The organism is Intrasporangium sp. (assembly GCF_035688975.1).
GTDB lineage: Bacteria > Actinomycetota > Actinomycetes > Actinomycetales > Dermatophilaceae > CALMNV01.
Genome location: NZ_DASSMH010000014.1, coordinates 79405 through 93113 on the forward strand (window position 1 = coordinate 79405; position 13709 = coordinate 93113).

Annotated in this window: 8 protein-coding genes; 6 read left to right on the top strand and 2 right to left on the bottom strand. The window is 70.4% G+C overall.

Annotated elements, in window-relative coordinates:
* Window positions 1–158: 158 nt before the first annotated feature.
* The 3 genes from VFJ94_RS01725 (at window position 159) to VFJ94_RS01735 (ending at window position 3283) form a co-directional block, all read left to right on the top strand.
* Window positions 159–1430, top strand: coding sequence for an extracellular solute-binding protein (locus VFJ94_RS01725; RefSeq protein WP_325002441.1), 1272 nt, complete (start codon window positions 159–161; stop codon window positions 1428–1430).
* Between the two features lie 111 nt (window positions 1431–1541).
* The gene (locus tag VFJ94_RS01730; protein WP_325002442.1) at window positions 1542–2408 is read left to right on the top strand and encodes a sugar ABC transporter permease; all 867 of its coding nucleotides are present in this window, start codon (window positions 1542–1544) and stop codon (window positions 2406–2408) included.
* The gene (locus VFJ94_RS01735) at window positions 2405–3283 is read left to right on the top strand and encodes a carbohydrate ABC transporter permease (RefSeq protein WP_325002443.1); all 879 of its coding nucleotides are present in this window, start codon (window positions 2405–2407) and stop codon (window positions 3281–3283) included. The genes VFJ94_RS01730 and VFJ94_RS01735 overlap by 4 nt, the downstream gene beginning before the upstream one ends.
* A gap of 18 nt (window positions 3284–3301) precedes the next feature.
* Here the strand turns inward: VFJ94_RS01735 and VFJ94_RS01740 are convergent, their stop codons facing one another.
* Entirely contained in the window at window positions 3302–4468 is a 1167-nt protein-coding gene (locus VFJ94_RS01740) for a HAMP domain-containing sensor histidine kinase (RefSeq protein ID WP_325002444.1), read from the bottom strand.
* A complete protein-coding gene (locus VFJ94_RS01745) occupies window positions 4468–5136 on the bottom strand; it encodes a response regulator transcription factor (RefSeq protein WP_325002445.1) in 669 nt (222 codons plus the stop codon). The genes VFJ94_RS01740 and VFJ94_RS01745 overlap by 1 nt, the downstream gene beginning before the upstream one ends.
* Before the next feature lie 312 nt (window positions 5137–5448).
* On the opposite strand from VFJ94_RS01745, the gene VFJ94_RS01750 reads away from it, so the two are divergent.
* The 3 genes from VFJ94_RS01750 (at window position 5449) to VFJ94_RS01760 (ending at window position 13644) form a co-directional block, all read left to right on the top strand.
* On the top strand, window positions 5449–10905 hold the full coding sequence (locus VFJ94_RS01750) for a hypothetical protein (RefSeq protein ID WP_325002446.1): 5457 nt from the start codon (window positions 5449–5451) through the stop codon (window positions 10903–10905).
* A 118-nt stretch (window positions 10906–11023) separates the two neighbouring features.
* On the top strand, window positions 11024–12316 hold the full coding sequence (locus VFJ94_RS01755; protein WP_325002447.1) for a multicopper oxidase domain-containing protein: 1293 nt from the start codon (window positions 11024–11026) through the stop codon (window positions 12314–12316).
* A gap of 20 nt (window positions 12317–12336) precedes the next feature.
* Complete coding sequence (locus VFJ94_RS01760) at window positions 12337–13644, top strand: multicopper oxidase domain-containing protein (protein WP_325002448.1); 1308 nt, start codon at window positions 12337–12339, stop codon at window positions 13642–13644.
* Window positions 13645–13709 lie beyond the last annotated feature (65 nt).

Genomic DNA, 13709 nt, shown 5'->3' on the forward strand with positions numbered 1-13709 from the left:
GCGGTATCGGTGCGTGATTGTGACCGGATTGACGAAACTCTGCTCATCATTGCGCTTGCGGACGGGCGGCTGCCCGCTCTAGTTTGGGCGTCACCGCGGCGGGCGTGGCCACGACGACGTGCCCTCGAAGGCCCCGCGGTACCGATCCAAGGAGAGACATGAGGTCAGCAAGGACATCCGTCGCCCTCGCCGGCGCGGCGATCACTGCCCTCGCCCTCGGCGCCTGTGGTGGCGGCACCGGGGCGGGCACGGCGCCGGGGGCCGCGGGGACCCAGGGCGGGGCCGCCGGGGAGGCCAAGTCGATCAAGCTCGTCGCCGCCGAGTACTCGAAGACGAACACGAAGGCCTTCTGGGACGCGTTCGCCAAGACGTACAAGGACAAGACCGGCTACACCCTCGAGGTGCAGGTCGTCAGCTGGGACAACATCGACCAGCAGTCCTCGACGATGATCCAGAACAACCAGCCCCCGGACATCCTCAACCTCAACGCCTACGCGAGCTATGCCAAGGACGGGCTGCTCTACAGCGCCGACGAGGTGCTGCCCGAGACGGTCAAGTCCGACGTCCTCGACACGTTCGTCAAGTACGGCACCTACAACGGCAAGTTCTACGGCTTCCCCGACCTGTCCTCCGCCCGGGCCCTGTTCTACAACAAGACGCTGTTCAAGCAGGCGGGCATCAACGAGCCCCCGAAGACGTGGGCCGAGCTGGCCGAGGACGCGAAGAAGATCAGTGCTCTCGGCGGCGGAACGGCCGGCTACGCGCTACCGCTCGGCCCGGAGGAGGCCCAGGGCGAGTTCTCCATGTGGCTGTTCAACAACGGCGGCCAGTGGAAGGAGGGCGGCAAGTGGGTGATCAACTCGGACAAGAACGTCGAGACGCTGACCTTCCTCAAGAAGCTCACCGACGACAAGGTCACGCAGAACAACCCCGCCCGCACCAACCGGGCCGACGCCTTCGACCTGTTCAAGTCCGGCAAGGCAGGCATGGTCGTCGGGTTCAGCCCCCTCGCCGCGGCCCTCGACGCGGACAAGAAGGTCGACTACGGGGTCGCGGCGTTCCCGTCCAACACCGGTGGCGCGAGCAAGACCTTCGGTGTCACCGACTACCTCATGGCGTTCAAGAAGCCCGGGAACGACAAGGCGGTCAAGGCCTTCTACGACCTCTACTACCAGCCGGACCAGGTCAACACCTTCATCAAGAACGAGGGCTTCCTGCCCGTCACGAAGACCGGCCTCGAGAAGTTCAAGGGCGACCAGAAGCTCAAGGTCTACCTCGAGACCCTGCCCAACGCCCAGCTGACGCCGACCGACGACCCGACGTGGGACAAGATCAAGCTGGCGGTGCAGCAGAACCTCGGCAGCGCCATGACCGGTGACCCCAAGGCGGTGCTCGACAAGCTGCAGCAGACGGCCGAAGCCGGCGGCTGACCGGTGCAGGACGCGATGTCGACGCCGGCCCCGGCACCTCTCGCCGGGACCGGCGGCCGACCCCGGCGACGCCGGCCCCGCGCGGGGCAGGTCGGGCGGGTCCGACCGGCCGTGGCGCTGCTCTGGCTCGCCCCGGCCCTCGCCCTCATCGTCGGGGTCGTCCTCTATCCGGCGGTCAAGCTCTTCGACGCCTCCCGCGGGGCGTTCTCCATCACCGGGCTGCGCCGGGGCGATGCGGGCTGGGACAACTACACCAAGGTCCTCGACCACCCCGACCTGCGCCAGGTCCTGACCAACACGGTCGTCTGGGTCGTCGCCGTCGTCGCGGTGACGATCCTGCTCAGCCTCGCCCTCGCCCAGTTCCTGGTGAAGCAGTTCCCCGGACGGCGGTTCGTCCGCTGGGCCGTCATCGTGCCCTGGGCCGCCTCGCTCATCATCACCAGCCAGCTGTTCGTCCTGCTCTACGACTACAACTACGGCGTGCTCAACCACGTGCTGCTGCGGCTGGGGGTGCTGAGCCAGCCGATCGACTTCCTCGGCAACGACAGCTGGACGATGTTCTCGATGGTCGTCGTCGGCGTCTTCGTCTCGCTGCCCTTCACGATCTTCGTCTTCATCGCCGGGCTGGGCGCTCTGCCCACCGACGTCATGGAGGCCGCGACCGTCGACGGCGCGTCGCCGTGGCAGCGCTACCGGCACATCACGCTGCCGCTCCTGCGGCCCGCGCTCATGGTGGCCACGGTCCTCAACGTGATCTACGTCTTCAACAGCTTCCCCATCATCTACACCCTCAACGACCGCAACCCGGGATACCTGCACGACACGACGATCACGTTCATGTACAAGCTGGCCTTCAAGAGCCAGGAGAAGGACGTCGGGATGTCCGCCGCGGCCGGCGTCTTCAACGTCGTGCTCATCCTCGTCGTCGTGGCGATCTACCTCCGGATCATCAACTGGCGCGAGGAGGCGACCCGATGACCGCCACCACCAGCGCCCCACCGAGCACACCGGCATACCGGCCGGCGCCGCGCCGACGACGGGACCGCCGCGTGCCCATGGCGGTCGGTGGCGCGCTCGTCGCGCTCCTGTTCCTCGCGCCCTACCTGGTGATGGTGCTCGACTCGCTGCGCACGAGCACCGACGTGAAGACGACGCCGACCTCGATCCTGCCGCGCGTGTGGCAGTGGGACACCTACGCCCAGGTGCTCGGCGACGACCGCTTCCTCGCGTGGCTCAAGACGTCGCTGCTCGTCGCCACCGGTTCGACGGTCATCGTCATCCTCGTGGCCATCCCGGCGGCCTTCATGACGGCCCGGCACCGGTTCCCCGGGCGCACCGCCTTCCTGCTCCTCGTCCTCGTGACCCAGATGTTCGCGCCCACCTCGCTCGTCGTGGGCCTCTACCGCGAGTTCTTCGAGCTCAACCTCATCAACACGTATGCCGCGCTCATCGTCACCAACGCGGCGTTCAACCTGGCCTTCGCGATCTGGATCCTGCACGGCTTCTTCTCGTCCATCCCCACCGAGGTCGAGGAGGCCGCGGCGCTCGACGGTGCCGGCCGGGTGCAGACGCTGCGGCGTGTCATGCTCCCGCTCACCCTGCCGGGCCTCGTCACGGCGACGATCTTCACCTTCATCGCCGCGTGGAACGAGTACGTCGTCGCGCTGACGCTCATGATCGACGACGCGAAGAAGCCGCTGACCGTCGGGATGCGGGCCTACATCACCGGCTACGAGCAGCACTGGGACCAGCTCTTCGCCGCGTCGGTGATCGCCGTCGTCCCCGTCGTGCTGCTCTTCGCCGCGATCGAGAAGCACCTCGTCGGCGGGCTCACCGCCGGCAGCGTCAAGTAGCCGCGTCCCGCGGCCGAGTCAGCGGCGGCGGGAGGGGCGGCCGTGGCGAGCGATGAGCGCACGGGCATCCGGACTGCTCGCGGCCGTCCCCGCCCAGACACGGCGACCCGCGCGGACGGACGGGACCGCCGGCGACGAGACGGGGTCCACCGCACCGGCGCGCTCGATGGGGGACACGAGCGCGATCTTCGCGCCGCCCTCGGGGGCCCGCTCGGCCCGCACCCACCCGCCGCGGCGCGCGGCGATGTCGAGGACCAGGCCGAGGCCGAGGCCGGTCTGTGACAGCTCGTCGCGCATCGCCGCCACGGACCGGGCGACGTCGCGGGCACCGTTGAGCGCCTCGACGAGGGCCGGGGAGAGCCCCGGACCCGAGTCGGCGACCCCCAGCGCCACCGTGGCCGTCGCCACGTCGCGGGTGCCGAAGACCCGGATCGTGTCGCCGTGCGTCGTGTAGCGGATGGCGTTCTCGACCAGCGTGTCGAGGAAGGCGCGCAGCCGCTCCTCGACGCCAGTGGCCGTGCCGGCCCCGGGCTCGACGACCCAGACCCGGTCGGCCACACCGGACCACCGCTGGACGGTCTGGACGAGGAGGGAGTCGAGGTCGAGCAGCCGCGGCTCCGGGTCGCCGTGCACCGCGATGCTGCGCACGAGCCGCTCGCAGACGCGCGTGAGCCGGGCCAGCTCCTCATCGATGATCTCCAGCTCGGCGGCCTCCTCCTGGCCGTGGGGCTGGCTCCGCAGCACCTCCACGTAGCCGCGGGCGATCGTCAGCGGGGACCGCATCTCGTGCGACGTGCGCTGCGTCAGCAGATCACGGCCCCGGGCCTCCTCGCGCTCGCGGTCGGCGAGGACCGTGAGCGCGGCGAGGGCGCGCTGCCGCCGCTTCACGTGCCACACGAGCAGGAGCATCAGCAGGAGCATGAGCGGGATCTCGGCGGTCTCCTCCCAGGCCACGACCCCCGTGGCAGCCCGGGAGAGGAGCACGGCGCCGGTGGCCCCCGTGAACCCGGTCAGGCCGAGCACCGTCAGCAGGTCCCTCCACGGGGCGAGGCCGTAGAGCAGGGCGAAGGCGCCCCAGGCCAGGTGGTAGGGCACCGTCTCGGAGCCGGGCATGAGCCACATGAACAGCGCCCCGGCGCCTGCCGCGGGAAGCCAGGCCAGGAAGGTCCTCGTGCCGGTGACCATCAGTCCTCGTAGAAGCAGTAGCCGACCCGGCGCACCGTCTCGAGGGGCAGGTCCGCGCCGAGCTTGCCGCGCAGTCGCCGCACACACACCTCGACGACGTTGCTGCCCGGGTCGAAGTCCAGGCCCCAGATGTCGTGCAGCAGCTCCTCGCGGCGGCACACCTCACCACGTCGCCGCATGAGGTGTGCGAGGAGGGAGAACTCGCGCTCGGTGAGCGTCACGTCGATCCCTCCGGCCCGTGCCCTCCGGCGGTCGAGGTCGAGGCGCACGCCTCCCGCGACGAGGAAGCGCTCCTCGGCGGCCGGCCGCTGGGCACCCAGGTGGCGACGGACCCGGGCGAGCAGCTCCACGAGGGAGAACGGCTTGGCGACGACGTCGACGGCGCCGCGCTCGAGGGCCTGCACCCGGGCGGCGACGTCCGTCACCCCGGAGATGACGATCACCGGCGTCTGGTCCTGCCGTTCGCGCAGCGAGGCAAGGACTGACAGGCCGTTGGTGCCGGGCATGACGAGGTCGAGCAGCACGAGGTCGATGTCGGCGTCCTGCAGCCGGCCCAGCGCGGCCCGGCCGTCGGGCATCGAGACCACCTGGTGTCCCTGTGACGAGAGCGACCGCGAGAGCAGCGTACGGATCCGCTCCTCGTCGTCGACGATCATGACGGTGCTCATGGAAACCCCCTCCCCGAGATCCCGAGTATGTGGGCGTCGCCTCCGCGGCCGCCGGGAAATTGCGGAAGTGGGCGACCCGCGGCTGCCGGCTGGGTGGTTCCGCCCGGTTTCGTCCCCGATAGATGACGGCCAGATGACGCAGGTCGTCCCGACGGATGACGCACCGGTGTCCGGCAGGGCTTCGGCGCCATGACGAGGTGGTGACCTCTGGCTGAGAGTCGGGTCACGTCGGCTCTTGGCGGCCACGAGGGTGCCACGGTCACGACAACGTCGCAGCCTCCACGGGCTGCGAGGACGACCCGGGGAGCCACCGTGAAGACCTGGATGACGCACCGCCTGTCCCGAAGGACCCTGCTCGCCGGCGTGGCGGCAGTGGTCACCGCCACCGTCGCCCTGCCGGCGGGAACGGCCGCGCAGGCGGTGCCGCTCGCCGCGAGGCGTCCGGCCGCCGTCGCCCCGGCGGCAGCGGCGGCTCCAGGCAGCATCACCCTCGCGGTCACCAGCGCCCGGAGCGTCAACACCGGCCCTGGTTTCGTCCACAAGGGCGACCCGGTCACGGCATACCGGTGGATGATCAACGTCGACGACACGGGCGACCCCGGCACCGCGGCCACGCCGCTTCTCGACCGGTGCCTGCCGGGACGCGCGCCCGGGGGGAGCAGCGACCCGAACTACGCCGACACGTGCCCCTGGCCGTCGGTGCGCACGACGTCGGGGCACGCCGCCATCGTCGCCCAGGGCACGCAGGCCGACCTGTCGTCGAGCACGGCGCTGGACAACCTCCCCCCCGGCAAGTACCTCGTGTCCGTCCTCGCCGACGGGTTCAAGATCGACGGGGCCCACTTCACCGTGAGCAGCGGCGTCACGACGGCGGTGGCCGTCATGATGCACCCGACGCCGCTGCCGCTCGCGACCATCCGCATCCAGGTCTTCAACGACAGCGCCCCCGTCGACGGGACGTACGAGATCCAGGCGGAACGAGGGCTGGCCGGGTTCACGGCCAACCTCAGCGACGTCTTCGGGGTCGTGAGCACCGACTACTACGGCAACGCCCTGTGCACGGCCTACGTGCACCAGAACGCCGACGGCACGGGCCCGATCCGCTTCGACACGAACAACCGGCCGATCGTCGACACCGCCGCGACCACCGGCGTGTGCCGGAGCGACGCGTCCGGCCAGATCGTCATCCCCAACCTCGGGCCGAACCGCTACGGCGCGACCGTGAGCCCGCCTGCCGGGACGACGGGGTGGGTGCAGACCACGACCCTCGAGGGTGGGCACGACCACGACATCTGGGTCCAGGAGGGCGACACCGGCTACGACAGCGAGCTGACCAGGGGGGCCGAGAAGGTGCCAGCGGTCCAGTTCGGCTTCGTCGCCACGAAGGCGATCCCGGTCCCGGCCACCAACCCGCCCACGGGTGAGATCAAGGGCGTCGTCATCGCCGGCCTGCCCTACATCGGCGGGCAGAACGGCCAGGTGGTGCCCGAGACCGGCTTCGCGGGGGCCAAGTCGGACGGTCCCATCCGCTCCCCGTGGGTGGCGCTGTCGGACCTCGGTGGCGGCGACGCGGCGATCTACGTCGGACGTGGAGCGACCAACGGGTCCTTCGACGTCAAGAACGTGCCCGACGGCACCTACCAGCTGACGCTGTGGGACGCCGACCAGGACTACATCCTCTGGAGCTTCAACGTCGAGGTGAGCGGCGGAGGGGTCGTCGACGTCGGCAACAAGATGCTCGTCGGCTGGTTCACCCACGTCACCGGCACGGTCTTCGTCGACTCCAACGGCAACGGCAAGCGCGATGCCGGCGAGCTCCCGGTCCCGGGCTTCACCCTGTCCGTCCGCGAGCGCGACAACACCCTCATGGACCAGTACACCAACACCGCGACGACGAACTCCGCGGGCGTCTACGACATCCGCGAGACCTACCCACTCAGCAAGTGGGTCGTCCTCGAGGCGTTCAACACGCGCTACCGCACGACGGGGGTGACCTACCAGGCGGCGAACGAGCCCACCGAGACCACGCACCTCGGCGGCCTCGTCGATCTCAGCATCCTGCCGATCATCGGGCTGCGCGGCCGCGTCGACTGGGGGGTGCAGCCCTACGACCCCGGCACGAACGGCGGGATCGCGGCGACCGTGTCCTACGACACGACCCGCAACGAGCTCGACCCGGCCATGGCCGCGAGCGAGAGCTACCAGCCGGGCATCCCCGACGTGCCCGTGCACCTCTACGTGGCGGCCCCGTGCACCGCGACGACCGCGGAGGCCAAGGCCAACGAGTGCCGCCTCAACCACGAGATCGTGCCGCTCACGGTGCCGAACCCGGCATACGACCCCACCGACCCGACCTCCCCCGCGACGATCACCAACCCGGACCCCCAGCGCGGCGCGCTCGTCAAGGGCCCGGAGGTCAACACGGCCTACACCTCGGAGCAGTGGGCCGCCCCCCGCGGGTGCACCGCCCGGGCCTACAACGGGGACCCGCTAACCAGTCAGCTCGCCCTGCCGGAGTTCGGCCCGGACGCCAACCGGCTGTGTGTCGAGGCACCGATGATGGGCTTCACCGCCGGGCCCTCCGACTCCACGCCGGGTGCCGCCGGGCAGAGCGTCAACGGCAACTACGGGTTCTCGACGTCGAAGATCAACCTGTGGCCGCCCACGGACGCCGCGCACAACCCCCAGGGCCTCGAGCTGTATGCCGCCCTGCCGGCCGGCTCCGAGCAGGACCTCCGCCCGCAGGACTACGTCGTCAGCGTCGAGATCCCAGCCAACCCCGTCGGCGGGAAGCCGATGTACGAGGTGACCCGTGAGGAGGACGTCAACGTCTTCGACGGCGACGGCTACCTGCCCCAGGAGAACTTCCCGCCGGCCACCCCGACCATCGCGAACGAGCCGCCCGACCCGCCGCTGCCGTCGCCGACGCCGGCCCAGCCGCCGTCGCAGCAGGCCGGGATCATCGCCCCCTGCGGCGGTGCCCTCCACCAGGTCCACGTGACCAACGCGGCCTTCCTCGCAGGAGGCGGCAGCCCCTTCGAGGGCCAGGACCGCCCGCTCTGCGACGCCAAGCTCGTCACCGTCCGGGACGGCCAGGCCGTCGCGCCGAACTTCAACCTCTTCACGCCCGTGCCGTTGCCCACCCACTTCTGGGGGCTCACCATCAACGACCTGGGGCTCACCCTCGACCCCAGGAGCGTCAACTTCGGTGAAGCGCAAGGCATCCCGCACGCACCGATGGGGATCTACGACTGGTCGGGACGCCTCGTCGACACCGTCCACACCGACTTCAACGGCTTCTACGAGGCCCTCGAGCCGTCAACGAGCACGTACAACTGCCCTGTCCCGGCAGGACCCTGCCCGAACATGTACCGCTTCGTCGGCAACGACCCCGGCCAGCCGGGCGCGCTCAACCCCGACTACAACCCGAGGTTCCGGACCATCGGCACGAGCTTCCAGGGCTGGCCCGGCCTCTACACGGTCACCGACACCGCCCCGACCCAGGCGGCGAGCACCGTGCTCGCCCCGGGCGCCACGGCCGCCAACCCGACGATGTGCGACCTCGGCCCGACGTATCCGCAGCTGCTCGCGGTGGACAAGCCCTACGTGCGGCCCGGCACGGCGGCCGCGCGCACCGTCAGGATCTCCGGCTTCGGGTTCGGCACGAGCGGCTCCCTCGAGATCTACGGCGCGACGGCGACCTCCGCGACGCCGGCCTGGCGGCCCGTGACCACCACGTCCTGGGCGGCCGGCCTCATCAGCTTCGCCATGCCGGCCAACGCCCTCGGGCCCCAGCAGCTGCGGATCACCAACGCCACCACGAAGCGGTCCAGCTTCAACGGGCTGACGGTCCACGCCCTGGCCGCCACGACCTCGAGCACGGCGGGGACGACCGCCGTCAACCCCGTGCTGGCCGAGGTCGGGCCCGGGAAGCGCTACGCGACCGTCCAGGCCGCCATCGAGGCAGCTGCTCCGACGTCCGCCCGCCCCTACTGGCTCGTCGTCGTCTACCCCAACCAGCCCACCGCGGCGAACCCGCGCGGTGAGTACAACGAGAACGTCATCGTCCACCACCAGGTGAAGATCCAGGGGGTCGGCCCCGGAGGCTTCCGCCCCGGCGAGACCACCCCGGTCCCGGGAAGCATCCTCGACGGCGCGGGGTTCAACCCCGACCTGCCCTCGGGCGCCGCCTGGGTCGCGCTGCTCGGCAGGCTTCGGCACTCCGGCCCGGCGGCCGTGCCGGACGCGGCGGTGGTGACGGTGCTCGACGACCCCGCGGCCGGGGCTGCCGTGCCCGCCGCCTACCCGCTCTCGATCGACGGGTTCACGATCACGGGAGGCTCCCAGGCGGACTTCCCGGCCAACGTCAACACCCTCGGTGGAGCGGTGCAGACGCCCTACGGTGCCACCGGTGCGCTCGTCTCGCAGGGCGGGGGCGTCTACGTCCACGCGAACGTCAACGGACTCCGGCTGACCGACAACGTCATCGTCGGCAACAGCGGCTCCTACGGCGGCGCCGTGCGGCTCGGCACGCCGTACCAGGGCAACACCCACAACTACGGTCTTGTCCTGTCCGACAACCAGATCCGGGACAACGGGGGGACGAACCTCGCCGGCGGGATCGGCCTGTTCACCGGCAGCGACGGCTACCGGATCCTCCACAACGCCATCTGCGGCAACTTCTCCGCCGAGTACGGCGGCGCCCTGACCGTCTACGGCTACCAGGCGCACTTCCCCAACGGCAGTGCCTCCAATGGCGGCACCATCGCCCGCAACACCATGTGGTTCAACTCCTCCTACGACGAGGGAGGCGCCGTCATGCTCGCCGGCGAGCTTCCCTCCAGCCCGACCGCGCTCAGCGAGGGCACGGGCAACGCGACCATCGACGCCAACACCATCGTGGCCAACCTCGCCAGCGACGACGGTGGCGGGATCCGGCTGCTGATGGCGAGCGGCGTGCACATCGCCAAGAGCCGGCCCGAGACGATCTCCATCACGAACAACACGATCGCCAACAACGTGTCGGCGCACCAGGGCGGCGGCATCGCCCTCGACGACGCGGCCTTCGTCGAGGTCGTCAACAACACGATCGCCAAGAACCTCACGACGGCGACCGCGGTCACGAGCGACGGACAACCGGCCCCGGCTGGCCTGTCCACCGCTCCCAACAGTGACGCCCTGCAGGCGCGGCTGAGCAACACCACCGTGTTCCCGGGGTCCGCCACCCTGGCGGCGACAACCTTCAGCAAGCCGACGCTGCTCAACGACGTCTTCTGGGACAACCGGGCGGGCTCGTTCAACGGCGGCTACGTCTACGGCATCGGCGTGATGGCAAACGGCGTGGACGGCGGCATCTACACCTGGGACATGGGCGTCGAGGCGGATGCCGGGACGCTGCACCCGGTGAGCTCCGTCATCCAGACGACGACCGGCACCGACGGAGGTGCGGACACGACCGTCACCGACGCCCCGGGCCTGCTCGACCCCTTCGACCTCACCGTCAACGTCCTCGCCTCGCGGACCTACCCGGCGTTCCGGCAGGCCGCGATCGTCACCGCGCTGCTGCCACCAGCGCTGCAGGGTGACTACCACCTGGCGGGCACCAGCTCGCCGGCATACGGCCGGGGCGCTGCGAGCACCCAGGTCGTCTGGGGAAGCCTCTTCACCCAGACCGTCAGCGCACCCCCCGTGGACATCGACGGGCAACCCCGGCCGTCCGCCACCCTGCCGCGTCGCTGGGACGCCGGCTCGGACCAGCTGACGCCATGACCCTCCCGGGGCGCCACCGCCCCCCCGTCGGCCGCTCTGCGCCCGGCGCCCCGGGCGCCCCGGGAGTCCTCTTGAGAGAACCGCACCGGCCCTCGACCTCGAACAGGCGGAGCACACCATGAATGACAACACCACCTCCCGTCCGGTGAACCGCCGCTCGGTCCTTCTCGGCGGCGCAGGGGTCGTCACCGGGACGCTGCTCGGTGCGCGAATGCTGGCCGGTGGGCCGGCATGGGGGGCCCGCCCGGCTCAGGCGGCGCAGGCGGCGGTCGCTGCCGTCGCACCGGGAGGGCAGGCGCGCAGCGTGCACCTCGTGGGCACCGACGGCTGGGTGAGCATGCCCGCCGGGTCGCCGGCGGACCCGCCCTTCTTCCCGGACTCACTGGCACCGGCGCCCTTCGACACCTACGTCTTCGGGTTCCGGGACGTCACGGGGATGAGCGCGTCGCAGGCGGCCGCGCAACGCGGCAAGGCGCAGATCAGCGCGCCGATGCTCGTCTTCGACGAGGGCGACGAGGTGACGATCACGCTCACCAACCTCGGCCTGCTGCAGCGACCCGACCTCTTCGACGGGCACACCCTGCACTGGCACGGGTTCGTCAACGCGATCCCCCTCTTCGACGGCGTGCCCGAGCTGTCGCTCGCCGTGCCGATCGGACGGGACCTGTCCTACTTCTACCGTCCGCACGACGCGGGGACCTACATGTACCACTGCCACTTCGAGGACGTCGAGCACGTGCAGATGGGCATGACCGGGATGGTCTTCGTCCGGCCCCAGCAGAACCGCGCGCCGGTGGGCGGCGACCCGGTCGGCACCAAGTACGCGTACAACGACGGCGACGGCAGCACCCGCTACGACCGGGAGTTCGCCTTCATGCTCACCGAGCTGTGGTCCGCCGCGCACTACCGCGACGCCCACATCCAGGTCAGCGACTGGACCGACTACGACCCGAGCTTCTGGTTGCTCAACGGGCGCGGCTACCCGGACACCGTCACCCCGAACGGCGACCCGCTGTCTGCCGCGGCGGGGCGCCTTCAGTACCAACCGATCTCGTCCCTCGTCACGTGCAACGTCGGCGAGACGGTGCTCCTGCGGATGTCCAACCTCGGATACCAGCGCCACGCGATGACCCTCGACAACCTCGACATGACGGTGATCGCCAAGGACGCCGCCCTGCTCAAGGGTCGCGACGCCACCTTGAACTACCTCGTCAGCAACACCGTCGACATCGGCCCCGGGGAGAGCCGCGACGTGCTGGTGCGGGCCGAGCGCACCGGGGAGTACCTGCTCTACGACCGGACCAACGCCTATCTCGGCAACGGCGGCGGATCGGGCTACGGCGGCATGATGACCGTCATCCGCGTCGGTCCCCCCGGTACGTACGGCCCCCAGACCCTGCCGAACACGTGAACCGCCGACGGAGGACGACGATGAAACTCACGACACCTCGCGCGGCCCGGATGGTCGCGGTGCTCGCAGCGGTCCTGCTCTCGCTCGCCGTGGCCGCGGCCACGACCCACGAGCGGGCCTCCGCGGCCACGTCCGAGGGGCTGCTGTGTGAGTCGAACAGCACGCAGACCTTCTCCCTCACCGCGCGTGCCGGCTACGTGTCGACACCGGACGGGAACTCGGTCTACATGTGGAGCTACGGGATGAGCACCCGTGGCTTCCAGCTGCCGGGCCCGACGCTGTGCGTCGTCTCCGGGCGCACGGTCACCGTGATCCTGCACAACACGCTGCCCGAGGCGACGTCGATCGTCTTCCCGGGCCAGGCGGGCGTCAAGGCCAACGGCAACCCGGCCCAGCCGGAGTTCGCGACCGACGGCACCCTCTCCTCCCTCGTGCAGCGGGCCGCCGCCGACACCGGCAGCGTCACCTACACCTTCACCGCCGGGAGCCCGGGCACGTATCTCTACTCGAGCGGCACCGACGTCGTGAAGCAGAACCAGATGGGCCTCTACGGCGCGCTCGTCGTGCGCCCGGCGGACGGGTCTAGCCGGGTCAACGACCGGGCGGACTCGGCATACAGCCCCCAGCACGACTACGTCTTCCTTCTCTCCGAGGTGGACCCCGAGGTCCACCTCGCGGTGGAGCGCAGCCAGCCCGTCGACTGGGGCGCCTACCGGGCCCGCTACTTCATGATCAACGGCCGCACGATGCCCGACACCCTCGCGGCCAACAACGCGTCCTGGCTGCCGAACCAGCCCTATGGGGCCTTCGTGCACATCAGGCCCTACGACCCGGTGACCAACCCGCTGCCGGCCGCCATCCGCTACCTCAACGCCGGACGCGTCAACTACCCCTTCCACCCGCACGGCAGCGACGAGCGGGTCGTCAACAAGGACGGCCGCGCGCTCCAGGGCACGGATCCGACTGCGCCGCAGGACCTCTCGTACCTCAAGTACGACATCGACGTCATGCCCGGCCAGACCGTCGACGCGCTGATGGACTGGCGCGACGTCGAGCACTGGGACCCCACGACGAACCCGATCCCGACCGAGATCCCGGTCATCACCGACCAGCTCCTCGTCGGGGCCGACACGTGGTTCAGCGAGAGCCCCTACCTCGGCCAGAAGGGCACCTTCCCGTCGAACATCACGGTCAACAACGAGTGCGGCGAGTACTACCACGTGGCCCACAGTCACGCGCTCCAGCAGGCCACCAACTACGGAGCAGCCTTCGGCGGCATGATGACGGTCTTCCGCATCGACCCGCCCGCCGGCTGCCCGACGAGCTGAGGACGGTTCCGATGACCTCTCGACCAGTCAGCATGCGGCGCCGGCTCGGCGTCGCGGTGGCCGCG